23 protein-coding genes and 1 tRNA gene are annotated in these 22,609 nt (G+C 69.3%); 12 read left to right on the forward strand and 12 right to left on the reverse strand.

Annotated elements, in window-relative coordinates; translation table 11 throughout:
- Position 1 precedes the first annotated feature (1 nt).
- From ACQPXG_RS00380 to ACQPXG_RS00390, 3 genes are read left to right on the forward strand one after another with little or no spacing between them, the layout of a single operon-like run.
- Entirely contained in the window at positions 2-646 is a 645-nt protein-coding gene (locus ACQPXG_RS00380) for a class E sortase (protein ID WP_433465556.1), read from the forward strand.
- Between the two features lie 10 nt (positions 647-656).
- Entirely contained in the window at positions 657-845 is a 189-nt protein-coding gene (locus ACQPXG_RS00385) for a hypothetical protein (protein ID WP_433465557.1), read from the forward strand.
- 6 nt (positions 846-851) lie between these two features.
- Positions 852-1,451 (forward strand): anthranilate synthase component II, encoded by a 600-nt coding sequence (locus ACQPXG_RS00390; RefSeq protein WP_433465558.1) that lies wholly within the window; start codon positions 852-854, stop codon positions 1,449-1,451.
- 373 nt (positions 1,452-1,824) lie between these two features.
- Here the strand turns inward: ACQPXG_RS00390 and pknB are convergent, their stop codons facing one another.
- The 7 genes from pknB to ACQPXG_RS00425 form a co-directional block, all read right to left on the reverse strand.
- Positions 1,825-3,639, reverse strand: a complete 1,815-nt coding sequence (gene pknB, locus ACQPXG_RS00395) for a Stk1 family PASTA domain-containing Ser/Thr kinase (protein ID WP_433465559.1) — start codon at positions 3,637-3,639, stop codon at positions 1,825-1,827.
- Between the two features lie 22 nt (positions 3,640-3,661).
- Positions 3,662-5,050 carry a serine/threonine-protein kinase gene (locus ACQPXG_RS00400; RefSeq protein WP_433465560.1) on the reverse strand — a complete coding sequence of 463 codons (1,389 nt, stop codon included), beginning with the start codon at positions 5,048-5,050 and terminating at the stop codon, positions 3,662-3,664.
- Entirely contained in the window at positions 5,047-6,528 is a 1,482-nt protein-coding gene (locus ACQPXG_RS00405) for a peptidoglycan D,D-transpeptidase FtsI family protein (protein WP_433465561.1), read from the reverse strand. The genes ACQPXG_RS00400 and ACQPXG_RS00405 overlap by 4 nt, the downstream gene beginning before the upstream one ends.
- Positions 6,529-6,663: 135 nt before the next feature.
- Positions 6,664-8,250, reverse strand: a complete 1,587-nt coding sequence (locus ACQPXG_RS00410; RefSeq protein ID WP_433465562.1) for an FtsW/RodA/SpoVE family cell cycle protein — start codon at positions 8,248-8,250, stop codon at positions 6,664-6,666.
- Positions 8,251-9,834 (reverse strand): Stp1/IreP family PP2C-type Ser/Thr phosphatase, encoded by a 1,584-nt coding sequence (locus ACQPXG_RS00415; protein WP_433465563.1) that lies wholly within the window; start codon positions 9,832-9,834, stop codon positions 8,251-8,253.
- Entirely contained in the window at positions 9,831-10,328 is a 498-nt protein-coding gene (locus ACQPXG_RS00420) for an FHA domain-containing protein FhaB/FipA (RefSeq protein WP_433465564.1), read from the reverse strand. The genes ACQPXG_RS00415 and ACQPXG_RS00420 overlap by 4 nt, the downstream gene beginning before the upstream one ends.
- Positions 10,329-10,339: 11 nt before the next feature.
- On the reverse strand, positions 10,340-11,095 hold the full coding sequence (locus ACQPXG_RS00425) for an FhaA domain-containing protein (protein WP_433465565.1): 756 nt from the start codon (positions 11,093-11,095) through the stop codon (positions 10,340-10,342).
- 128 nt (positions 11,096-11,223) lie between these two features.
- Here ACQPXG_RS00425 and ACQPXG_RS00430 point away from each other — a divergent pair.
- Positions 11,224-11,309: transfer RNA gene (locus tag ACQPXG_RS00430), tRNA-Leu, on the forward strand.
- 191 nt (positions 11,310-11,500) lie between these two features.
- Here ACQPXG_RS00430 and ACQPXG_RS00435 read toward each other — a convergent pair.
- Positions 11,501-11,989 (reverse strand): hypothetical protein, encoded by a 489-nt coding sequence (locus ACQPXG_RS00435; protein ID WP_433465566.1) that lies wholly within the window; start codon positions 11,987-11,989, stop codon positions 11,501-11,503.
- Positions 11,990-12,394: 405 nt separating this feature from the next.
- Here ACQPXG_RS00435 and ACQPXG_RS00440 point away from each other — a divergent pair, with 405 nt between their 5' ends.
- From ACQPXG_RS00440 to ACQPXG_RS00455, 4 genes are all read left to right on the forward strand, one after another.
- The gene (locus ACQPXG_RS00440; protein ID WP_433465567.1) at positions 12,395-13,045 is read left to right on the forward strand and encodes a TetR family transcriptional regulator; all 651 of its coding nucleotides are present in this window, start codon (positions 12,395-12,397) and stop codon (positions 13,043-13,045) included.
- Positions 12,943-14,442 (forward strand): DHA2 family efflux MFS transporter permease subunit, encoded by a 1,500-nt coding sequence (locus tag ACQPXG_RS00445; protein WP_433465568.1) that lies wholly within the window; start codon positions 12,943-12,945, stop codon positions 14,440-14,442. The genes ACQPXG_RS00440 and ACQPXG_RS00445 overlap by 103 nt, the downstream gene beginning before the upstream one ends.
- On the forward strand, positions 14,439-15,290 hold the full coding sequence (locus tag ACQPXG_RS00450; RefSeq protein ID WP_433465569.1) for an alpha/beta hydrolase: 852 nt from the start codon (positions 14,439-14,441) through the stop codon (positions 15,288-15,290). Before ACQPXG_RS00445 ends, ACQPXG_RS00450 begins: the two co-directional genes overlap by 4 nt.
- 68 nt (positions 15,291-15,358) lie before the next feature.
- Positions 15,359-16,009: a TetR/AcrR family transcriptional regulator gene (locus ACQPXG_RS00455; protein WP_433465570.1), complete on the forward strand. Its 651-nt coding sequence runs from the start codon at positions 15,359-15,361 to the stop codon at positions 16,007-16,009.
- Between the two features lie 279 nt (positions 16,010-16,288).
- Here ACQPXG_RS00455 and ACQPXG_RS00460 read toward each other — a convergent pair whose 3' ends face one another.
- Together ACQPXG_RS00460 and ACQPXG_RS00465 are read right to left on the reverse strand one after the other, a co-directional pair.
- Positions 16,289-17,206: an NADP-dependent oxidoreductase gene (locus ACQPXG_RS00460; RefSeq protein WP_433465571.1), complete on the reverse strand. Its 918-nt coding sequence runs from the start codon at positions 17,204-17,206 to the stop codon at positions 16,289-16,291.
- A gap of 20 nt (positions 17,207-17,226) precedes the next feature.
- Positions 17,227-17,691, reverse strand: coding sequence for a luciferase family protein (locus tag ACQPXG_RS00465; RefSeq protein WP_433465572.1), 465 nt, complete (start codon positions 17,689-17,691; stop codon positions 17,227-17,229).
- 68 nt (positions 17,692-17,759) lie between these two features.
- Between ACQPXG_RS00465 and ACQPXG_RS00470 the strand changes: the two genes are divergently transcribed.
- Complete coding sequence (locus ACQPXG_RS00470) at positions 17,760-18,164, forward strand: winged helix-turn-helix transcriptional regulator (RefSeq protein ID WP_433465573.1); 405 nt, start codon at positions 17,760-17,762, stop codon at positions 18,162-18,164.
- On the opposite strand, the gene ACQPXG_RS00475 is transcribed toward ACQPXG_RS00470, so the two are convergent.
- Together ACQPXG_RS00475 and ACQPXG_RS00480 are read right to left on the reverse strand one after the other, a co-directional pair.
- Positions 18,146-18,418 (reverse strand): hypothetical protein, encoded by a 273-nt coding sequence (locus ACQPXG_RS00475; protein WP_433465574.1) that lies wholly within the window; start codon positions 18,416-18,418, stop codon positions 18,146-18,148. The two genes, ACQPXG_RS00470 and ACQPXG_RS00475, sit on opposite strands and share 19 nt — an antisense overlap.
- Before the next feature lie 614 nt (positions 18,419-19,032).
- The gene (locus ACQPXG_RS00480) at positions 19,033-19,530 is read right to left on the reverse strand and encodes a MarR family winged helix-turn-helix transcriptional regulator (RefSeq protein ID WP_433465575.1); all 498 of its coding nucleotides are present in this window, start codon (positions 19,528-19,530) and stop codon (positions 19,033-19,035) included.
- Positions 19,531-19,603: 73 nt separating this feature from the next.
- Between ACQPXG_RS00480 and ACQPXG_RS00485 the strand changes: the two genes are divergently transcribed.
- From ACQPXG_RS00485 to ACQPXG_RS00495, 3 genes are read left to right on the forward strand one after another with little or no spacing between them, the layout of a single operon-like run.
- Entirely contained in the window at positions 19,604-20,482 is an 879-nt protein-coding gene (locus ACQPXG_RS00485; protein WP_433465576.1) for a haloalkane dehalogenase, read from the forward strand.
- Positions 20,483-20,487: 5 nt separating this feature from the next.
- Entirely contained in the window at positions 20,488-21,468 is a 981-nt protein-coding gene (locus tag ACQPXG_RS00490) for a zinc-binding dehydrogenase (RefSeq protein WP_433465577.1), read from the forward strand.
- A gap of 29 nt (positions 21,469-21,497) precedes the next feature.
- Entirely contained in the window at positions 21,498-22,559 is a 1,062-nt protein-coding gene (locus tag ACQPXG_RS00495) for an alpha/beta fold hydrolase (RefSeq protein WP_433465578.1), read from the forward strand.
- Positions 22,560-22,609: the final 50 nt, after the last annotated feature.

Raw genomic sequence — 22,609 nt, forward strand, 5'->3', positions numbered from 1 at the left:
GGTGCGGACGGTGATCCGTGGCATGGGTGAACTGTGCATCACCGCCGGGCTGATCCTCATGCTGTTCGTGACGTACGAGCTGTGGGGCACCGGCCAGTACACGAAGGGCGCGCAGGACCGCCTCGGCGACGAGATGCTGAAGAACTGGCGGGCCGCCAAGGTCACCACCGAGCGGGTGAAGCTCGGCAAGGGACTCGCCATGATCCGCATCCCCCGGTTCGGGAAGGACTACCACTTCGTCGTGATCGAGGGCGTCGACCGCGCCGACCTGCGCAAGGGCCCCGGCCACTACCCGGGCACCGCGCTGCCCGGCCAGATCGGCAACTTCGTGGTCTCCGGGCACCGGACGACCTACTCGGCGCCGTTCAACCGGCTCGGCGAGCTCGACCGCGGCGACAAGATCCTCATCGACACCCGCGACGAGCAGTACGTCTACACGGTCACCGACCGCCGGATCGTGAAGCCGTCGGCGACGGAGGTGACCGATCCGGTCCCGTTCCACCCGAAGCGGCGGCCGACCGAGCGGCTCATCACCCTCACCACCTGCCACCCGAAGTACTCCGCCGCGAAACGAATGATCGTCTTCGGTGAGCTGGCCGAGGCGCGGCCCCGCGCGGAGTCCGCTCGGCAGGCCGCCGGAAAGTAGGAGGTCTTCCGTGTACGCCTGGATCTGGCGCCGGCTGCCCGGCACCTGGCAGACCAAGACCGGCACCGCGCTCGGCGTGATCATCGTGATCGCCGCCATCCTCTGGTACGTGGTGTTCCCGTGGGTCGAGCCCAAGGTCCAGTTCGACCACGGCGTCGTGCAGAACCCGGCGCCGTCCGGCACGGCCACCCCGGGCTGATCCGCCATGCGCGTCCTCGTCGTCGACAACCACGACAGCTTCGTCTACAACATCGTCCAGTACCTGCTGGAACTCGGCGCCGACTGCGTGGTCAAGGACCGCTCGGACGTTGCCGTCCGGGACGCCGCCGGTGCCGACGGCGTCGTGCTGAGCCCCGGGCCCGGGCATCCCGCCGACGCCGGGGTGTGCCTCGACCTCGTCCGGGACGCCGAACGCCGCGGCGTCCCGCTGCTCGGCGTCTGCCTCGGCCACCAGGTGATCGCCCACGTGCACGGGGCGACGGTCGGCCGCGCGCCCGAGATCGTCCACGGTTCCACGAGCGAGATCCACCATGACGGCGCAGGCGTCTTCCGGGGCCTGCCGGCACCGTTCGCCGCGACCCGCTACCACTCGCTCGCCGTCGACCCCGCGACCGTCCCGGACGTCCTCGACGTCACCGCACGCACCCCCGACGGCGTCATCATGGGGCTGCGCCACCGCACCCGCCCCATCGAAGGCGTCCAGTTCCATCCAGAGTCGGTCCTCTCGGAAGCCGGGCACCGCCTCCTCCGGAACTGGCTCACCGGCGCCGCCCACGACCCGCACACGCCGGCACAGGCCACCTGACCGCTCCGGTGGTCCCGGAAGCCCGTCCGGAAAAATTTCGGTTGAAATCCGTAACGTCTCATGACGACGTGACGAAGACCATAACGAGGGCTTCCGCCATTGCCCCCGAGTGGCGGAAGCCCTCTTCGCTTGCCCGCACACACGATCAAGACGGCGTGTCAGGCACTCATCATCGGGACTACCTCAGCCACAGCCGCAACCACGCGACAACCTCAATCGTCGCGATTGCGTCCGAAGGCAGTTTCGAGCGGAGCGAGAAACTGATCGCGCAGCGAGCCGCAAGGCGAGTCGGAGCGATGCAGCAATCGCACGCAGTTCTCTCCTCCTTCGGGCGCCCAGCGCCCGAAGGAGGAGAGAACTGCAATAAACAGAGTCAGCCCTGGTCGTTGCCTGGGAAGCCCGGGAAGCCGGGTGTGGGCGTGCTACCGGGGCTGGGGGGCGGCGACTGGGTCTGCGGCTGCTCCGCCACGAAGATCGTCACCGTGTCGCCCGGCGCGACCGTCGCGTCCGGACCGGGCTGCTGGTCGTAGACCAGGCCGGGCGCGACCTGCTTGTCCGGCGGCGGCGCGCCCTTCTGCACGTTGCACTTCAGGCCGAGGCCCTGCAGCTTCCCGCACGCGGCCCGCTGGCTGTTGTTGAAGAGGTTCGGCACCTTCAGGTTCGTCGGGCCGTTCGACACCTTCACCGTGACGGTCGAGTTCTTCGCCGCCTTCGTGCCGCCGGCGGGGTCGGTGCTGATCACGCTGAGCCGCGGGACGGTGTCGCTCGACTCGACCCGCTTCTCGACCTCGAACCCGCGTTCCTCAAGGATCTTCTTGGCCGCCGCGTACGGCTGGTTGGTCACGTCCGGAACCTCGACCTCCGTGGGCGGCTTCTTGCCCTTGGAGACCAGCAGCGTCACCGTGGCGCCCTTGGCCGCGTTCGTCCCGGGCTGCGGGTCCGAGCTGATGACGTACCCGCGCCGGACGTCGGCGTTGAAGTCCGTCTTCGCCTCGCCGACCTTGAAGCCCAGCTTGGTGAGCTGCGCCGTCGCGTCCTTCTGCGAGACGTTGACGATGCTCTTCGGGACCGCGACCTGAGAGTCCTTGTCGGGGCCGCTCATCATGAGGCCGATGAGCGCCGCGCCGCCGATGAACAGCACGGCGAGACCCACCCACAGCGCCGCCTTCTTGCCTCCGCCGCCGCGTCTCTGGTCATCGTCGTCGTACTGGACGGGCGGCAGGCCGTACCCGTCGTCGGCCGGACGCCGCACCTGCGTGTGCGCCGGACCGCCGTAGCCGCCCATCACCTGGGTGCCCTGCGGCTGCCCGCCCATCAGCATCGTGGACGCCGCCGTCGACGCCACGGGCTGCCCCTGCAGGACGCGCTGGATCTCCTGCCGGAACTCCGTCGCGTTCTGGTAGCGGTGGTCGGCCTCCTTCGCCATCGCCTTCAGCACCATCGCGTCCGCCCACTGCGGGATCTGCGGGTCCACCTGCGACGGCGGTACCGGCTCCTCCCGGACGTGCTGGTAGGCGATCGCGACCGGGGAGTCGCCGGTGAACGGCGGCTTGCCGGTGAGCAGCTCGTACAGGACGCAGCCCGTCGAGTAGATGTCGCTGCGGGCGTCCACCCGCTCGCCGCGCGCCTGCTCGGGCGACAGGTACTGGGCGGTGCCGATCACCTGGGCGGTCTGCGTCATCGTGGCCGCCGAGTCGGCCATGGCCCGGGCGATGCCGAAGTCCATGACCTTGACCTCGTGCTGCCGGGTGAGCATCACGTTGGCCGGCTTGATGTCGCGGTGCACGATCCCGCCGCGGTGGCTGTAGTCCAGCGCCCGCAGGATCCCGTCCGTGATCTCCAGGGCCTTGTCCGGAAGCAGCGCGCGGTTCTCCCTCAACAGGTCGCGCAGCGTGCTCCCGTCCACGTACTCCATGACGATGTACGGGATCGGGGTGTCGCCGATCATGTCCTCGCCGGTGTCGTACACGGCGATGACCGAGGGGTGGTTCAGCGACGCGGCCGACTGGGCCTCGCGCCGGAACCGGGCCTGGAACGTGGGATCACGGGCCAGGTCGGACCGCAGCGTCTTGATTGCGACGATGCGATCGAGGCGCAGATCTCGGGCACGGTAGACCTCGGCCATGCCGCCCCGCCCGATCACCGTATCGAGCTCGTAGCGGCCGCCGAGCAGCCGAGGTTGACTCATATGTGCACTTTCCCTCGTACGTCTACACCTTGTCTCCTGAACCTAGCCCCCCGTCCTCTGTGGGAGAGGGATCCGGGCTCGGAGTTGACGGAGTCGTGGTGCTCTCCGTCGGGATGGGTGTCGGCTCAGGGGCGGTGGGAGTCGCCCGGGGCGGATTCGTGGATGGCTTACGTGAAGGGGACGCCTCGTACGCCCCACGCGTTGACGGACGGATCCTATGTGTCCGATGCCGTGGAGGGACAGCCGGCCTCTGCCTGCTTCGTGCCTTCCGCCTTGGCGGGACGGTGCCGGGACTCGCCGCCGGGTCTTCGACGATCTCGCCCCCGGCCGGCCGGGTGGCGGGAGCGGCGGGCGGATCCCGCTCGTCCTTGCCGGAGCCGGCGAAGGCGAGCCCTTTCCACAGGGAGCCGACGACGATGACGCAGACCAGCAGTACGGCGGCCACCGACGCGTACGCCAGTGCCGGGCGCCGTTGCCCGGCCGCTGACCCGTTGGTGAGGTTATCCGGCACCCGGCCGTCGTCAAATTCCGACATCTCGGACGGCCGTGGAGCGGTGCGATCGCCGCCGGTCGAGGAGGGCCCCGCATGGCCCGTGGCCAGGGACGCCCGGATCCCCAGCGCCCGGGCGGCGACCGTCTCGGCGTCGGCCGGACGGCTCCGCGGCTCCTTCGAGAGCATCTCCATGATCAGCTCACGGGCGGCGGCCGGAACCCGGCGCGGCAGCTCGGCGGGCGCGTCCCGGACGTGCTTGAGCGCCACCTCCACCGGCGTGGGCCCGTCGAACGGCGGTGCCCCCGTCAGGCACTCGTAGGCCACGGCGCCCAGCGAGTAGAGGTCCGCCGCCGGGGACAGCTCATGGCCCTGCGCCTGCTCCGGCGAGATGTAGTGCGCCGTCCCCATGACCATCCCGGTCTGGGTCTGCGACGCCGCCGCCAGCCGCCGGGCGATCCCGAAGTCGGTGATCTTCAGGGTGCCGTCCGGGGACACCATCAGGTTCGCCGGCTTGACGTCCCGGTGCACGATCCCGGCCTGGTGCGCGACCGTCAGCGCCCGGCCCGCCTGCACGACCAGGTCGAGGACGGCCTCCAGCGGCAGCCCGCCGTCGCGCGCCAGGATCTCGTCCAGCGGCTCGCCCGGCACCAGCTCCATCACCAGGAACGTCCGGCCGGCCTGCTCGCCGTAGTCGAACGCCCGCGCGATCCCCGGATGCCGCAGCTCCGCCGCGAACCGCGCCTCCGATTCGAACCGGCCCCGCGCCCGCATGTCCGACCCGAGCTCCAGCCGGAGCAGCTTCACCGCCACCGGCCGGCCGGCGGCCTCGTCGGACGCGCGCCAGACCTCGCCCATCCCGCCGATCGCCAGCCGCTCCAGCAGCCGGTACCGGTCGTTCAGGACGAGGCCCGTGCTCACTTCTGCAGGACCTTAGCCATGATCGCCCCCGCGATGGGGCCGGCGTTGGCGGCACCGGAGCCCGGGGCCTCGGTCATCACCGCGAACGCGTACTTCGGGTTCTGGGTCGGGCTGAACCCGACGAACCAGTTGGCGTTCGGGTTGCCCGGCCCCTGCTCGGCGGTACCGGTCTTGCCGGCGATGCGCATGCCCTGCAGGTTCTTCGCGGTGCCCTCGGAGACCACCGCGCGCATCATGTCCTCCAGCTGGTCGGCCTGGTCGCCGGTCATCGCCTCGCCGAACTCCTTCGGGGAGGCGTTGTACAGCTCACTCTGGTCCTTGGCGCGGACCTTCTGCACCACGTACGGACTCATGATCTTGCCGCCGTGGGCGATCGAGCACGCGACCATCGCCATCTGCAGCGGGGTGGCCCGCACGTTCTCCTGGCCGATGCCGGACCGGGCCGTCCCGTCCTTGCCGGTCGGGATGGTGTTGCCCTTGGCGTCCTTGACCGACACCGGGATGTCGCTCTCCGCCGCGTACATGTCGGGCTCCAGCTGGACGTGCTTGCCGAACCCGAACGGCTCGGCGCCCTGGTGCAGCTCTTCGATGCCCAGGTCCAGCGCCATCTTCGCGAACGAGGTGTTGCAGGACTCGGCGAACGCGCCCCGCAGCGGCGCCGATCCGGCGCAGCTGCCGCTGTCGTGCGAGTTCGGCAGCGGACGGCCCGACTCAGGCAGGATCAGCTGCCCGGTGTTCACCGTCGACGAGCTGTTGAGGCCGAGCTTCTGCATGCCGATCGCCGACACCACGGCCTTGAACGACGAACCGGGCGGGAACGTCTGGCTCAGCGCGTTGTCGACCAGCGGCTTGACGACGCCGTCGCCCTTGTCCAGCTCCTCCAGCCGCTTGCCGCCCTTCTCACCGGTCTGCGGCGCCACCTCGTTCGGGTCGAACGACGGCCACGACGCCGCCACCTTCACCGCGCCCGTCTCCACGTCGATCACCACGGCGCCGCCGCGGCGGCCCGGCGCCGTCCGCGCCTTCAGCTGCTCGTACGCCGTCCGCTGCGCCTGCGGGTCGATCGTCAGCTCGACGTTCGCGCCCTCGGCCTTCTTGCCGATGAAGGTGTCGAACCAGCGCTGCTGCGTGATCCGCTTGTCCTTGCCGCCGAGCAGCGAGTTGTAGGCCCGCTCGACCTGCGTCGCGTTCCCGTTGAAGTACCCCGTGATCGGCGCGAAGATCGCCCCGTCCTTGTACGTGCGGCCGTACTTCGGGTTGTCCTTGCCGGTCTCCTTCGACGTCACCAGCACCTCGCCGCCCGCGGAGATCTGGCCGCGCGGCGAGTTGAAGACGTCCGCGTACTGCCGGCTGTTGTTGGAGTCGGTCCGCAGATCTTCCGCCTCGCTGCCCTGGACGTAGTTGATCTGCGCCATCAGCCCGAAGAACAGCAGCAGCGCGAAGATCGCCACCCGCCGGACCGGCTTGTCCATGTTCATTTGGCCTCGCTCCGCTCGGCCGCGAACGAGCCCGAGAAGGTGCCGCCTTCCCTCGTCACGTGCTCACTCCTTCGTCGCTCCGCGCGCTCCTCAGTCCAGGCGACACCGGCTCGCTCGCTGTTCATGGGGAGGAACTCACCTCGTGCTCACGATCTGGGTCATGCCCTCGTCCTGGATCGCCTGCGGGGCCGGCTTGCGCGCGTCGTGGCTCATCCGCACCAGAATCGCGATCAGGATCCAGTTGGCCATCAGCGACGACCCGCCCTGGGACAGGAACGGGGTCGTCAGGCCGGTGAGCGGGATGAGCCGCGTGACGCCTCCGACGATCACGAAGACCTGGAGGGCCAGCACGAACGACACACCGCCCGCGAACAGCTTCAGGAACGGGTCCCGGGCCGCCACGGCGGTCTTCATCCCGCGTTGCACGATCAACGCGTATATCAGCAGCAACACCATCAGCCCGGTCAGCCCGAGCTCCTCGCCCAGCGAGTCGAAGATGAAGTCGCTGAACGACAGCGGCGTGCGCCACGGCTCGCCCTGGCCGAGGCCGGTGCCGAGCACCCCGCCCTGCCCCAGTGCGAACAGGCCCTTCATCAGCTGCGCGCTGTCGGAGTACTCGCCGCCGAGTTCGGCGCAGGCGGAGAAGCCCGGCGAGAGGTCGCCCTGCGCCTTGTACTTCTTGAAGATGTCGGTGTCGGGGTTGACCGGGACGACCTTGTCGTTGTCCAGCAGGCAGCCGCCGTCGAAGTACGGCTTCGGGTTCTGCCAGATGTCGATGCGCTGGTTCACGTGGCCCATGAACGGCAGCAGGGTCGCGATGAACACGCCCACCGCCAGCAGCCCGATACCGATCACCACCCATGAGACGCGCTGGGTCGCGATGTAGAGCATCGACACGAACAGGCCGAAGAACAGCAGCGCGGTGCCGAGGTCCTTCTGCATGAAGAGGACGCCCAGGCAGAAGAACCAGATCACCATGATCGGGCCGAGGTCGCGGGCCCGTGGGAGGCTGATCGGGCCGAGCTTCTTGCCGATCAGCGACATCGCCTGCCGCTTGTTGACCAGATAGCCGGCGAAGAACACGACCAGCAGCAGCTTCGCGAACTCGCCCGGCTGCACCGAGAAGGGGCCCACGGAGATCCACACCCGGGCGCCGTTGATCGACTGGCCGATGCCGGGGACGATCGGCAGCAGCAGGAGGATGACCGCGGTGAGGCCGATCAGGTACGTGTAGCGCTGCGCGGTCTTCGGCGTGAACGACAGCGGGGCGTCCGGCTTGCTGGTGTCCCGCATGATCAGCACGGCGGCGACGAACAGGCCGATGCCGACGAACGTCCACATCAGCTGGCCGGGCGCGTCCGCGGCGTCCTTCACGAGCTTCTTGCCGGCGAGCGCGGCGGCCTTGCGGTCGTGGCTGGTGTCCAGGTCGAGCCGGTAGATCATCGCCAGCCCGACGCCGTTCAGCGCCACCGCCAGCGGCAGCAGCAGCGGATCGGCGTACGGGGTGAACTTCGCCTGGACGAAGTAGGCGGCGAAGGCCATCACCACCAGGCCGCCGCCGTACACGAACAGGCCGCCCGGGATGTTCCCGTCCCGGGCCAGCCCGACCTCCGCGAACGCCGACAGCGTCAGGATCATCGCGAAGATGAGCAGTGCCAGCGAGGCCGCGTTGCGGCGCTGGTACGGCAGGTGCGCCCTGATCTGCTCGCCGATCGAGTGCATCTACGTGCCCCCTGCGCTGGTGGGACAGTTCTTGATCGACGTGTCGCGCTGCTTGCACTGGGTCCGGTGGGCGGTGAGCTCGTCGAGCTTCGCCAGCGCGCCCTGCTGCCCGATGAACACCAGGGAGCCCTTCTCGACCGCCGTGACGTCCTGCGCGGGGAGTTCGTCGACCGGGATGTCGCTGGCCCTGATCTTGGCCTGCTTGCAGTTCTGCTGCCCCCGGCCCCGCACGATGGTGACCTTGCCGCCCTCGTTGATGAGCGAGTACTTGCAGACCGCGTCCTCAAGCCGCTTCATTGCGGCCGGGCCGTCCACCGTGTAGGTGTCCTTGACCTGCTGCTGCAGATCCTGCGGGAGGTCGGCCACCATGATCGGCTGCTTCGGCTGGTCCTTCGCGGCCGCCCTGCGGGACAGGCTGATGCCCGGCACCTTCTGGGTCGTCCCGCGGAACAGGACGACCTGGCCCTTCTCCGTGCCGACGTAGTAGCCGTTCCGGACGTTCTGGAGCAGCACGAACCCGCCCGCCACGACGCCGACGACGACCACGCCCGCCACGACGACCAGCCACGTCCAGCGGCGGGTTCCGCCCCGCCTCGCCCGCGCCGGAGGCGCCTGCGGCATCGCGCCCGGCGCCGGCGGGGGGCCCATCGGGTCGCCCATCGGCATCGCGGCCTGCGGCGGCGGCATCTCGTCCACCGCGACCGGCGGCTGCGGGCGGGTCTCGCGCAGCTGCGCGGCCCGTCCCGCCGGTGTGTCCGCCACGGTCGTGTTCGGGCCCGTCCCGCCGCCCGGCGGCTCCGGTGGCGCCGCGTTCGCCGCCGCGCCCACCGCGTGGCCGGGGCCGCCCGTCGGGGGCTGCCGCTCCAGATCCACGACGTCCGCGACGACGCAGGTGATGTTGTCGGGGCCGCCGCCCCGGTTCGCCAGGTCGATCAGCTGCCGGACGGCCTGCTCCGGGTCGTCCACGTCCGTCAGCACCTGGAAGATCGTCTCCGCCGTGACGACGCCCGACAGGCCGTCCGAGCACAGCAGGTACCGGTCGCCGACCTTCGCCTCGCGCAGCGACAGGTCCGGGTCGACCTCGCCGCGGCCGTCCAGCGCCCGCAGCAGCAGCGAACGCTGCGGATGTGACGCCGCCTCGTCCGGGCTGATCCGGCCCTCGTCCACCAGCGACTGCACGAGCGTGTGGTCGTGCGTGATCTGGAACAGGCTGCCGTCCCGCAGCAGGTACGCGCGGGAGTCCCCGATGTGCACCAGCGCGACCTGGTTGCCCGCCCACAGCATCGCCGTCAGCGTCGTCCCCATGCCCTGCAGGGCCGGATCCGACTCCACGATGCGGTGCAGGTTGTCGTTCGCCGCCTTGACCGTGTGCTCAAGCGCGGCGAGCAGTTCCGTCGCCGGCAGGTCCTTGTCGAGCGCGCGCAGCGCCTCGATCGCCGCGGCGCTCGCGATCTCGCCGCCGACGTGCCCGCCCATCCCGTCGGCCACCGCGAGCAGATGCGCGCCCGCGTACGCCGAGTCCTCGTTGCCCTCGCGCAGCATGCCCACGTCGGAGCGCGCGGCGTAGCGGATTCCCAGAGTCATTTGCGCAGCTCGATCACGGTCTTGCCGATACGGACCGGTACGCCCGGCGGGACCGGCATCGGCCGGCTCACCTTCGTGCGTCCGAGATACGTGCCATTGGTCGAGCCGAGATCTTCCACGATCCACTGACCGTCCTGCGCGAAAAGTCGGGCATGCCGGCTCGAAGCGTAGTCGTCGGTCACGACCAGCGTGGAGTCATTCGCCCGACCGATGGTGATGGGCACCCCCGTGAGGTCGATGACGGTGCCGGCGCGCTCGCCCTGGACGACCACCAGCTTCGTCGGGGCGCCGCTCTGGGCGCTGCGCTGCGGGCGCGGCGGCTTCGGCTGCCTGGCCGCCTTCGGGGGACGTGGCTGGGACGCGCGCGTGGCCGCCTTCGACGCGGCCTTCGAGCCGAACAGGTCGGCCCTGATCACACCGACGGCCGCGATGACGAAGAGCCACAGCACCGCGAGGAACGCCAGCTTGATCAGCGTGAGGGTGAATGGGGACATCGGAGTCGGGGTTACTCCCTATCGCGGCGGAACACAAGAGTTGTACGGCCCATCGTGACCCGGGAGCCGTCGACCAGCGTGACCCGCCGGATCGGCTGCCCGTTCACGAACGAGCCGTTGGTCGACCCTAGATCCACGAGAGCGATTTCGGGACCTTCTACGCGGATCTCGGCATGGTGCCGGGACACGCCCGGGTCGACGAGACGCAGGTCGCAGTCGGTGCCGCGACCAAGCAGAGTCACCGGGGTATTGATCTCATAGGTGCGCTGAGTCGTGTCGGATCCCTCCACGGCCGTGGTCACCAGCAGCCGCGGATGCCCGCCGAGGGCCCCGCCCCGGCCTGCCTGCGGCACATCGCTCACCGGCCGGCGGATCTCCCCGCCCTCCACCGTCGAGCCCCTGATCACCCCGGACCTGATCCGGAACATGCCCGTGGCGAGATCCCCCGCGTTCTCGAACCGCACGCGCACCGGTCCCACGAAGGAGTACCCCTGCTCCTTCGCGTACTCGCGCGCGAGATTCGCCAGCTCCTGGCTCAGGCTGTCGGCGTACACCTGGAGCCGCTGCCCGTCCTGCTGAGAGATCTCCACGACGAAGTCGTTCGGAACGAGCGTGCGGCCCTGTGCCACGATCGCCGCCCGATCGTCCATCTCGCGCTGCACAGCACTGGCCACCTCGACCGGCTGCAGCTCGGACTTGAAAGCACGGGCGAAGGCTCCTTCGACCATGCCTTCGAGCCGTCGCTCGAAGCGCTGAATGACGCCCACGGGCACCTCCCTTCCCCACTGGTAGACGATCGTATCGGTGCGAAGGTTCGCTCGGCGTACCCGGATACCTAACCACTGCCGCGACCGTGCTAGCCTTTTCGAGCACCTGGAAACGGGTCGGCACCCATGGGCGGGTGGCGGAACGGCAGACGCGCACGGTTCAGGTCCGTGTGTCCTAACGGATGTGAGGGTTCAAATCCCTCCTCGCCCACCAGAGGGGCACCGGCGAAAGTCCTAGCCCCACAGTGACGGAACAACCCCGAAGCCAGCAAGCTTCGGGGTTTTTGTCGTTACGGAGGCCAGTCTTCTGTGACCGCAGGGACCGAAGGGGCAGGCGAGCAGGAGGGCGCCTCGGCCCTTGGGTCTGGTATGTGGTGGTGTGTCGGCGTCGCGAGCGCCGGGGACTCAGGCTGCGGGCGGGGTGATCTGCCCGGTGGGTGTCCAGGTGCCGCGTGGCTTGCGTGTCTTGTGCCGGGCGCGGCGGTGGGGTTTTCTGTCGGGGCGGGGGAGTGTGGCGAGCCAGGCGTTGATCTTGCGCTCGTTGGCGTGGGCCAGTTGGAAGGCCAGCAGGAGGGTCTGGGCGGCGATGCCCCGGACGCGGCGGTTGCCGCCGTGCTCGATGCCTTCGTGTGCGTCGGCTTTGGCGTAGCCGTTCATGCCTTCGACGGTGTTGCGGAGCTGGCCGTAGATGTCCTGCCAGTCCGGGCTGCCGTAGGCCCGTGGCTGCCAGTGCTTGGCGCCGTCTTCGATGTTGACGCTGATGCTGGTCTGCTCGCAGATCTTGGGCGGCCCTACGGGGCTGGGTATGGGGTCGACCTCGCGCAGGCTCGGGTTGGTGCCGCGGCTGTCGGGCTTGAGCGGGCACTGGACACGGCCGGCTGTCGCGGGGCACATGTACCGCTGGCGGCCGTTGTCGTTGGGCTTGCCCTTGGGGCCAGGGCGAATCGAGTTCGTGCGTCGATATGAGCACGCCAGGTTTCCTGGTCGATCGCTTTGGGGTCGTCGGGGTTGCGACGGTGGTCGGTGGTGGCGTTGACGAGGTCGGCGGGCATCGAGGGGCAGTACCAGGTTCCTTCGACAAGGTTGGCGCCGTGGATGCTGTCGATCTTTCCGAGTTGGTCGATGCGGTAGTCGTAGGTGGGCCGGTAGCCGAGCTTGCGCAGGGGGATCTGCCAGTCGTCGGGCGTGGAGTTGTTGTAGGCGGCGTCGGCGGCGAGGTCCCCTGCAGGGTGCCCGCAGGCACGATCTTTCTTATCGCGAAATCTTTCTTGGTGCGAAACTTCTGGCTATAGTGGGTGCGTGACCATCGAACGCACGCCGGACAGCGGCCCGCGCGCCGGGCTGCGGGAGCGGAAGAAGCGGGCGACCCGAGAGGCGTTGACACTCGCGGCCCTGCGGCTGGCGCTGGAGCGGGGGTTGGAGAACGTGCGGGTCGAGGACATCGCCGCCGAGGTGCAGGTGACGACGCGGACGTTCAACAACTACTTCTCGAGTAAGTACGAGGCTCTGGCCGCCCGCCATGTTGACCGGATGCGGCAGGCAGCGGAGGAACTGCGGGCACGGCCGGCCAGCGAGCCACTATGGGAGGCGATCACACGGGCCGTACTGTCGCCGCTGGCCGGGGCGGATCGGGCGCACGAAAGCCCGGACCGGGAGGTGCTCGCCGGTATCCGGTTGATCGCTGGTGAGCCAGCGCTTCAGGCCGAGGCGTTGAAGGCCGGTCTGGCGGCCGACAGCGAGTTCACTGCGGCGGTCGCCGAGCGCACCGGCACCGACGCAGATCGCGACCTGTATCCGCCGCTGGTCGCGGGCGCGGTGGAGATCACCATCCAGATCGCCACCGACCAGTGGCTACGGGCGGACCCGCCCGTTCCGCTCGTCTCGTTGCTTCGGGAGGCGCTTGGGCAGATCGCCGCCGGGCTGCCGGCCCCGTCGGCCGATTCGTCCTGATAGCGCGGCGCACCCGTCTATCACCTGTTGGCCCGCGGTCTCTTCGAGGCCGCGTTATCCGGCATGCCTTCGATTGGCGCGCCGGGCACGGAGGGGAGGTCCCTCATGACGACCCGGGAACGAACGCGCCCGGCGAACGAACTGGTCTGGTTGATGGTCGCTACGGCGGCAGAACAATGTGGACGGCATGCGTCGTCGTCTTCCTGGCCGGCTCGGTGCTGTGCGGGGTGGCGTGGTCGGCTCAGAGCCTGATCGTGTTCCGGGTGATCCAGGGACTGGGCGGGGGCATGATCCTTCCGCTGGGCATGGCGGTACTGGCTCAAGCGGCCGGGCCGAGCCGCCTGGGGCCAGTGATGGGTGTCATGGGCGTTCCGGCGGCCCTGGCGCCGGTGCTCGGCCCCGCGCTCGGCGGGGTCATCATCAGCGATCTGGGCTGGCGATGGATCTTCTTCGTCAACGTCCCGGTCTGCCTGGCCGCGATGCTGGTGGCCTGGCGGGTCATGCCCTCAGCCACGGCCACACGCGGTGCGCGGCTGGACATCGTCGGGGTGCTGCTGTTGTCACCGGCGTGCGCCATCGTGGTCTACGGCCTGACCGGGGCGGGCCGGTTCGCGACCTTCACCGACCCCCATGCCTTCATCCCGCTCATCGTCGGCGCCGTCCTGCTCGTCGCCTTCGCGATCCACGCGCTGCGCACCCACGCCGAGCCGATTCTCGATCTGCGGCTACTGCGGATCCGTAGCTTCGCGGCCTCCTCACTCGTGCTGTTCATGGGCAGCGTCGCCTTGTTCGGAGCGGCAAGCCTGCTCCCCCTCTACTACCAGCAGGCGCGCGGCCACAGCGTGCTGCACACCGGCCTGTTGCTCATTCCCCAGGGAGTCGGCATGGGGGCCTCGCTGTTCCTCGCCGGCCGGTTCACCGAACGCACCGGTCCGCGACTGCTGGTGCTCACCGGGCTGGCCCTGACCAGCGCGGGAACTCTCGTCTTCATCCAACTCGGTCCGCACACCAGTGAAGTGCTACTCGGTGCGGCGCTGGCCGTCAGCGGCGCCGGAGTGGGGACCGTCATGGCTCCGGCGATGGCCGCCGCCATCAAAGACATCGTTCCGGCCGCGATCCCCCGCGCCAGTGCCGCCAACAGGGTCATCATGCAACTCGGCGCCTCCTTCGGCAGCGCGGTTGTCATGATCGTCCTGCAGGGCCCGCTCAACGGGCTGCTCGGTCCAGGAAGACCGGACCCGGCGGCTCTGGCCGACGCCTACGCCGCCACCTTCTGGTGGATCCTCGCGTTCACCGCCACAGCCATCCTGATCGCACTCGCCATGCCCGGCCGCAAACCCGGCCGACGCAGCACCGACACGCAGGTACCCATCACCGTGAAGGAGACAACCGCATGACCACCACCAAAAGCGTCCACACCGAAGGCGCGGACATCGTCTACGACCACCAGGGCGATGGTCCACTCCTGCTGATGATCTCCGGCGGCGGCGGCGAGGCCGCACAGTACGCACGGATCTCCGCGATCCTCGCCCCGCACTACACCGTCGTCAGCTACGACCGGCGAGGCAACTCCCGAAGCACTGGCGACACCACCATCGACCTGGACATGGCACAACAGGCACGCGACGCCGCCGCGGTGATCCGCGCGATGGGCCACGACGACGCCTATGTCTTCGGCAACAGCGGCGGCGCCAACATCGCGCTCCAACTCGCCACCGACCACCCCGCCGTCATCCGCCGGCTGGTCGCCCATGAGGGACCGACGATGCCGCTGCTTCCCGACGCCGACACCTGGCTGGCCTTCACCGACCGCGTGCACACCACGTTCACCGCCCACGGTGCCGCGGCGGGCTTCAAGGTCTTCGCCACCGGACTCGTCGGCTTCGACACGACCCCACAGCAGGCCCGTGTCGCCGCGGGCGAGGAGATGTCACCCAACACAGAGTTCTTCATGGCCCGCGAGTACCTCCCGATCAGCAGGTACAACCCCGACCTCGACACCATCCGCCGCAACCGGGTCCCCCTGGTCACCGCCGCCGGCAGCGAGAGTGCCGACGCATACTACGCACGCACAGCCCGGATCCAAGCCGAACGCCTCGGATGCCCCTACATCGACTTTCCCGGGAACCACCTGGGCTTCATCTTCGAGGCAGAAGCATTCGCCGCCGCGCTCCGCAGCACCCTGGACGGCATCAAACCCAAGACGCCGTCCGGTCGCTCGACGAACATCACAAACGCGCAGTAGCGACATTACGCAGAGCTACTTCGGGGTTCGTCGCAGACCCGAGTGGAGGGTCGAATGAGGGAGTTCGCATGGGGCTGCGGGAGCGCAAGAAGCAGGAGACCCGCGTCGCGCTGAGCTGGGCGACGATGCGCCTGATCCTCGAGCGCGGGTGGGACAACGTGACGGTTGAGGACATCGCCGCCGAGGCGAGCGTCTCCGTCCGCACTTTCCGCAAGTACTCCTCAAGCAAGGCCGAGGCGTTCGTCGCCCGGTACCTCGACCGCATGCTGCGCGTCGCGGACGACCTGCGCGCCTGCCCGGCCGACGAGTCCCTGTCCGAGGCCGTCGTCGGCGCTGTGCAGGCACGGTTCTCGTCGGAGCCCGACGCAAACGACGGATACCCGCGCTGCCGGGAGTGGGCCGACGACATCCGGCTCATGCTCACAGAACCGGATGTCCAGAGCGAGTTCCTCCGGGCGGGGATGCTCATCCAGCACGAGCTCGCGAGGGCGATCGCCGAGCGCATCGGCACCGACCTGATGCGTGATGTCTATCCGAACCTGGTCGCCGCCGCGACCGGCGAGGCCACCATGGTCGCCATGGACCAATGGCTCAGCGCCAATCCGCCCGTCGAGATCGGCCCGCTCCTGCGCGAGGTCCTCGACCGGCCCTGGGCCGGCCGTTCCGCCCCTGAAAGAGATGCTCTCACGTACGAGGGAAGCCTCGGCGGACCTCTCTGAGCTGCGGAGAGTTGGCTCGCCGTGTTTATGGTCTCGGCGCTCTGCGGCGAGTTGCGGGGTCGCGGGAAACCACATCGCGGGCGGCGACGTCGACGACCACCTGCATCGGAACGGCCAGTGGCGGTAACCGAGTCCCGACAACTTAACGCCACTGGCCGAGGTTGCTGCTGAGCCTCGGGCCCACCCGGTGGATCACAGGGGTCAGACGTTGCAGCTGCAGCGCGTTGGCGCGGCCGATGGAGGTTGGCCGGTGCCGGGCTACCTGGCGGGGGTTCGGGCTTAGATCGTGATGGCGACCTTGCCCAGGGTTCCGCGGCTGAATTGCGCGATGGCCTGCTCGGCCTCGGCGAGGGAGTAGGTCTTGGCGATCGGGACTTGCAGGCGGCCGGCGGCCGCGTCGGCGGCCAGGCGGGTCAGGGTGTCGGTGCTGGGGTCGGACATCACGGCGGTGGACTTGATGTCCTCGATGTCCGGGGTGAAGTGAACGGTCGTGGCGAACCGTCCGCCCGGGGCGAGCAGTCCGGCGACGGTCGCGCCGTCGCCGGCCAGGTGCAGGGCGGCGTGCACACCGTCGGGGGCGATGGCTCTCACCTGCGCCTCCAGGTCGGCGTGGTCCACCGCGTGCGCGGCGCCGAGGCCCGTGACGAACTCGGTTTCGTCACCGGGCTTGGCGGTCGCGATGACGGTGGCTCCGCGGGCGACGGCGAACTGGATCGCGTACGCGCCGACGCCGCCGGTGGCGCCGGAGATGAGGACCGTTTCGCCGGTGGCGGGGGCGACGGTGTCGATGGCGTTGAGGGCGGCGGTTCCTGCCAGGCCCAGCGCCCCGGCCTGGGCGTGGTCGAGGCCCTCGGGGATCCGGGCGATGCCGTACGCCTCGCTCACCGCGACATACTCCGCCAGGCCGCCCTGGCCGAGCGTCGGGCGCATGACCACGCCGAACACCTCGTCCCCGACCGACAGGGACGTCACCTCGTCGCCGACGGCGGCGACCACACCGGCGAAGTCCTTGCCGACGACCACGGGGAACTCGTACTCGTACACGCCCTTCAAGAATCCGCCGATCGCTCCGAGATCGAAGCCGTTGATCGACGACGCCCGCACCTGGACGAGCACCTCGCCCGGTCCGGGCTCGGGCACCGGCAAATCGCTGAGGGCCGGAGCGACGTCGAAGGCGGGGAAAGCGACTGCACGCATATCCGTACTCCTGCTACTTGTTAGGGCGCCTGCTGCCAGGAGGCACGCAGAGCTGTGACGGCCACGGCGAGCTCGGACTCGTCGCGCGGGGCGTAGAGCATCACGATCGTGTCCGGCCACTCCGGACGCAGGCTGATCGGATGGGCCTCGACCCAGCCGGCCTTGGTCAGCGGCTCGATGAGCGGGGCGGGCAACGTGAGGTGCATGAACCCGGCCCGGTGGATGTGCCCGAACTCGTCGCGGCTGGGATGCAGGAACGCCTCCCAGGGGCCCCGCGGCTCGTACAGCCGCAGGGCCAGGGACGAGGGTTCGGAGACCTGGCTGGGGCCGGTGAACACCCCGGGGAGGGACTCGGCTTCCTTGACCAGCGCGGCCCGGATCTTCGGTGGGGAGAACTGGTCGATCTGGTCGTGCGGGATCTCCAGCCCGGTGGTGGCGGGCTGGGGGCCTGACCTGGGCGGTGGAGCGGTGAGATCGACATCCATGAGGCACCGCACTTTCTGTGCGTTGGTTATTTCTTGTGCGCCTTTAGATGGTGATCCATAATGCGGGGATGAGGGAAGACGGCACTTTGACCCGCGTAACGCACACCGATGTTCGTGAGCCGGTCGACCACACGACCGCTACCTGCCGCCTCCGTGACGTCCTCGACCGGGTCGGCGACAAGTGGAGCGTGCTGGTGATGGCGCTGCTCGGCGACGGTCCCCGCCGCTACTCCGAGCTGCAACGGGCGATCGACGGGATCTCCCAGCGCATGCTCACGCTGACACTGCGGAGTCTGGAACGCGACGGGCTGGTGGCCCGCACCGTCACGCCGACCTCCCCGCCCCGCGTCGACTACGCCCTGACCCCGGTCGGCGAGACCCTGTCCACCGAGGTCAGCTCGCTCATCCGCTGGGCCGAGGAACACCGCGAGTACGTGGCGACCTCCCGGATCCGCTACGACAACGAGGCCTGAAAGGCGCGCCGGTCGACCTCGATAAGGAAGGGCTCTACGCCCCCGGGAATCCCGGCACGATGCCCGCACCCGCGAAGGCATCCGTTCCACCCGGTGGTTATCTTGACGGACCCGCTGTCGGCGGTGAGGGGTGATGGCTGCTCGTCCTGGGCGGCGGGGATGCCGGTCGCGGTGTTCACGTGGGTTCTCCGGGCGCACATGTTGTTGGTGGAGGGGAAGTCGTCGGTGCGGGTCTGCTTGACGGCGGCGTCCACCCGGCGACGATTCCCGGGGGAACCGGCGATAGCGGCGACCTGCTCGTCAGGGAGAAATTCGAAGGGCATTACCCCGGAACGTACGGGTCCTCACCAGGGCAAACCCGTTCTGTCATCGAACCGAAAACGGAGATCGGCTCCCTACCGCTAGTTTCTGCACTCAGCTTCCTCGCGAGCCGGTTAGGGGGTACAGAAGAAAGTCGTAGCCCCACATTGACGAAACGACCCTGGAGCTGGCAAGTTTCGGGATCTTTGTCGTTACGGAGGCCAGTCTTCTGTGACTGCGGGGACCGGTGGGGCAGCCACTTGGGTGGGTGCCTCGGCCCTGGGGTCTGCCTTGTGTGGTGTGTCGGCGTCGTGAACGCCCGGCAGTCAGCCTGCGGGCGGGGTGATGTGCCCGGTTGGTGTCCAGGTGCCGAGCGGCTTGGGGGTCTTGTAGCGGGCTCGACGGTGGGGGCGTCCGTCGAGGCCGGGGAGCGTGGCGAGCCAGGCGTTGATCTTGCGTTCGTTGGCGTGGGCCAGTTGGAAGGCCAGCGAGATCGGTGGCCCGCCACTCAGACTTGATCGTCACCCTTTGCGGAGGCCCTGCCGGACGGTTGTTGCCCCTTCTCGCATCAGTCGAGTCGGCTCTCGTCAATCGAGGTCAGGCGATCGGCGGCATCGGGGTCCGCTTCACCGATGCGGTGCAGGAGGCGGTGCAGGAGGGTGTGCATGGTCTCGAAGTCCTCGGGGCTGGTCAGTTCGGCCCACCGCTCCTCGATCCGGTCCCCCGCGCCGGCCGCCAGGGGCTGTACCGCTCTTCCCCGTTCGGTGAGCACGATCAGCCGGGACCTGCCGTCGCGGGGATTGGGGCGGCGTTCCAGATAGCCGGCCCGCTCGAGTTGGTCGACCGATTGAGCCATGGTCTGCTTGCGCACGCCGGCGCGAACGGCCAGGTCGCGCACCGCGATTCCCTCCGGCGGGACGAACGGGAACACCTTGGCGTCCCCGGACCGGATGTCACCGAAGCCGGCCTCGGCAAGGGCTGCCTCGATACCGACGGCGTACTCGCGGTGCAGCAGGCGCAGCAGGAGCGAGAACCGCAGCCGCTGGCCCGAGGGGCCTCCGCCCATATTGACAGTCTCCTGTCTAAGTTTCATGATGGTCAGGTTCCTGTCTAGTATGCCTCAATCATGGGAGCCCGCCATGCCCACCGCACATGTTCTGGACTCGACGATCTTCTATCGGGAGGTCGGCCGGGGGCCGACCCCGGTGGTCTTCCTGCACGGCAACCCCACGTCGTCGTATCTGTGGCGGCACATCCTGCCCGTCGCCGGGGCGTCCGGCCGGTGCCTGGCGCCTGACCTGATCGGCATGGGCGAGTCCGGCAAGCCCGATATCGCTTACGGGTTCGACGACCATGCGCGGTATCTCGACGCGTGGTTCGACGCTCTCGAACTCGACCGGGTCGTGCTGGTCGGCCATGACTGGGGCGGCGCGCTCGCCTTCGACTGGGCCGCGCGCCATCCCGGGCGGGTGCGCGGCATCGCGTTCACCGAGACGATCGTGAAACCGATGTCCTGGGAGGAGTTCCCCGCCGGTGCCCGCCCGCTGTTCGAGTCGATCCGGACGCCCGGGGTCGGCGAGGCCATGGTGCTGGACCAGAACGCCTTCATCGAGCAGGCGTTGCCGCGCACCACCGCCCGCGGGCTGAGCGAGGAGGATCTCGCGGTCTATGGCCGGCCGTACCCGACCAGGCAGAGCCGGGTTCCGCTGCTGCAATGGCCGCGGGCGATGCCGCTGGACGGCGAACCCGCCGACGTCGTCGCCAGAATCGGCGTCTACGACGAGTGGTTGGCCGACAGCGCGGACGTGCCCAAGCTGCTGCTCGCCTTCGAACCCGGCCCGGGCACGATGATGGGCACGCAGATCATCGACTGGTGCGCCGCTCACATGTCCGCTCTGGAGATCGAGACGCACGGAACCGCCAGCCACCACACCCCCGAGGACCGGCCCGAGGCCATCGCCGCGTCGCTCGTCGCCTGGCTCGACAAGCACGACCTGCTCACCGGTGGGGAGGGCTGAGTACGATGCGAGCGATCCGACAGCATGCGTTCGGTGGCCCCGAGCAACTCCGGCTGGAGGAGGTGCCCGACCCCCGCCCGGCCGATGACCAGGTACGGATCCGGGTCGAGTCGGCAGGTGTCCACTTGCTGGACACCATCGTCCGTCAAGGAGGAGGCGGGCGGGGGGGCGCGCCGAGCCTGCCCATGACACCGGGCCGAGAGGTCGCCGGTGTCGTAGACGAGGTCGGCGCCGACGTCGACACCGACCTCGCCGGGCGGCGCGTCGTCGCGGATCTTGGCCTGGTCGGCGGCGGATACGCCGAACTGGCGCTGGCCTCCGCGGCGGCCGTCCACCTCTTGCCCGACGACGTCGAGGCCGACTCCGCCGTGGCCATGGTGGGCACCGGCCGCACGACCCTGGCGATCCTCGCACTCGCCGCGCCGGCCGCTGACGACGTCGTCCTGGTCACCGCAGCCGCCGGTGGAATCGGGACCCTGCTGGTCCAGGCGTGCCGTGCTGCCGGCGCAACGGTTGTCGGTGTCGCGGGCGGCACCGACAAGGTGGCGCTCGCCCGCCGGATCGGCGCCGACCACGCCATCGACTACAGCCGGCCCGACTGGCCCGACACGGTACGCGATGATTTGGCGGGCAGGCCGGTGACGCTGGCTCTCGACGGGGTCGGCGGCCAAATCGGCCGGTCCGCGCTGGAACTGCTCGGTGTCACCGGGCGCCTGGTGATGTTCGGTTCGGCATCGGGATCCCTGACCGAACTGTCGGCCGGTGACCTGTTCAACCAGGGCATCAGCGTCGCCTCCGCCATCGGCGTACGCATCCTTCAACGTCCGGGCGGCACCCGGCCCCTGGAGCGCGACGCCCTGCAAGCGCTCTACGACAAGCGCCTCATCCCGGTGGTCGGCCAGCGGCTCGCCCTTGCGGACGCGCCCGACGCCCACGCCGCCCTGCAATCGCGCGCGACCACCGGGAAGACGGTTCTGCGCCCGTGACCCGCCACACCCATCACAGAGGAGGCACCGTGCTCCACCGCATCCTGCGCGCGGCCGCCGCGGTCGGTGTGCTGTCCGGCCTGCTGGCCACCGGCCAGGTCACGGCCGGCGCAGCCGAGCCCTCCACGCACTGCCGGAACGTCACCGTCCCCGTCTCGCTCAGCCAGGGCCAGCCGGCTCGGTACCGGATCTGGGGCCGGTTCTGCACACCCGTCAACCGACCGGCCACCACGGTACAAGTGCTGATACCCGGCCTGAACTACAGCCACGTGTACTGGGACTTCCCGTTCCGGCCCGGTCACTACTCCTATGTCCGCCACGCGAACTCAGCCGGCTACGCGACGTTCGACCTCGATCGCATCGGCCTCGGGCACAGCTCGCACCCGGCCAGTTCCGAGGTGACTTTGGAGTCCAACGCCCACACCGTCCACCAGGTCGTCACCGCACTGCGCGGCGGTGCTGTCGCCGGACGCCGATTCGCCACCGTGATGCTCGTCGGCCACTCCTACGGCTCGGAGATCGCCAAACTGGAGGCAGCGGTCTACCGCGATGTGAACGCGCTGGTCCTGACCGGCAGCGCGCACGCCATCTCGCCGACGACCGAGCAGCTGCTGGCGCGACTCGGCCAGCCCGTCGACCAGGTGCCGCGCCTGGCCGCGCAGGTACCGGCTGGCGACAACGGCTACGTGACGGTCCAGGACGTGCAACGTCCCGAGTTCTACAACACGACCAACGCCGACCCGCGCGTCATCGCCCGCGACATCGCGACGAAGGAGACCAACACCTTCGGGGAGATCATGACCATCGGCGACGCCGACGCGCCGGGCGTGACCCAGCAGATCACGGTCCCCATCCTCATCGCGGACGGAGCCGACGACAGGCTCGCCTGCGCGCCCGACGCCACCGACTGCTCCTCGGCGGCGACCCTGGCCGCGGCCGAGCGGCCCTTCTACCCGCACTCCCGCGTGGACGCCGTCGTCATCCCTCACGCCGGTCACGCGATCAACCTGCACCGCAACGCCGCCATGGCCTACCGCAGCATCATCACCTGGACCAAGCGCATCCTCGCCACCCGAGCATCAGCCGAATAGGAACAGGCGGCACCACAAAAGGCCGTGCCGCGGCAATGGTCGGCGGCTGC

It is taken from the genome of Spirillospora sp. CA-128828 (assembly GCF_050945415.1).
Classification (GTDB): Bacteria; Actinomycetota; Actinomycetes; order Streptosporangiales; family Streptosporangiaceae; genus Spirillospora.

Excerpts from the sequence above, each read along its gene's own strand:
- ACQPXG_RS00460 (WP_433465571.1), bottom strand. The coding sequence starts at position 17,206 with ATGCGTGCAGTCGCTTTCCCCGCCTTCGACGTCGCTCCGGCCCTCAGC.
- ACQPXG_RS00435 (WP_433465566.1), bottom strand. The coding sequence starts at position 11,989 with ATGTGCCCCGCGACAGCCGGCCGTGTCCAGTGCCCGCTCAAGCCCGAC.
- ACQPXG_RS00465 (WP_433465572.1), bottom strand. The coding sequence starts at position 17,691 with ATGGATGTCGATCTCACCGCTCCACCGCCCAGGTCAGGCCCCCAGCCC.
- ACQPXG_RS00390 (WP_433465558.1), top strand. The coding sequence starts at position 852 with ATGCGCGTCCTCGTCGTCGACAACCACGACAGCTTCGTCTACAACATC.
- ACQPXG_RS00415 (WP_433465563.1), bottom strand. The coding sequence starts at position 9,834 with ATGACTCTGGGAATCCGCTACGCCGCGCGCTCCGACGTGGGCATGCTG.
- ACQPXG_RS00480 (WP_433465575.1), bottom strand. The coding sequence starts at position 19,530 with ATGGGCGGAGGCCCCTCGGGCCAGCGGCTGCGGTTCTCGCTCCTGCTG.
- ACQPXG_RS00455 (WP_433465570.1), top strand. The coding sequence starts at position 15,359 with ATGGGGCTGCGGGAGCGCAAGAAGCAGGAGACCCGCGTCGCGCTGAGC.
- ACQPXG_RS00485 (WP_433465576.1), top strand. The coding sequence starts at position 19,604 with ATGCCCACCGCACATGTTCTGGACTCGACGATCTTCTATCGGGAGGTC.
- ACQPXG_RS00410 (WP_433465562.1), bottom strand. The coding sequence starts at position 8,250 with ATGCACTCGATCGGCGAGCAGATCAGGGCGCACCTGCCGTACCAGCGC.
- ACQPXG_RS00420 (WP_433465564.1), bottom strand. The coding sequence starts at position 10,328 with ATGTCCCCATTCACCCTCACGCTGATCAAGCTGGCGTTCCTCGCGGTG.
- ACQPXG_RS00405 (WP_433465561.1), bottom strand. The coding sequence starts at position 6,528 with ATGAACATGGACAAGCCGGTCCGGCGGGTGGCGATCTTCGCGCTGCTG.
- ACQPXG_RS00450 (WP_433465569.1), top strand. The coding sequence starts at position 14,439 with ATGACCACCACCAAAAGCGTCCACACCGAAGGCGCGGACATCGTCTAC.
- ACQPXG_RS00470 (WP_433465573.1), top strand. The coding sequence starts at position 17,760 with ATGAGGGAAGACGGCACTTTGACCCGCGTAACGCACACCGATGTTCGT.
- pknB (WP_433465559.1), bottom strand. The coding sequence starts at position 3,639 with ATGAGTCAACCTCGGCTGCTCGGCGGCCGCTACGAGCTCGATACGGTG.
- ACQPXG_RS00490 (WP_433465577.1), top strand. The coding sequence starts at position 20,488 with ATGCGAGCGATCCGACAGCATGCGTTCGGTGGCCCCGAGCAACTCCGG.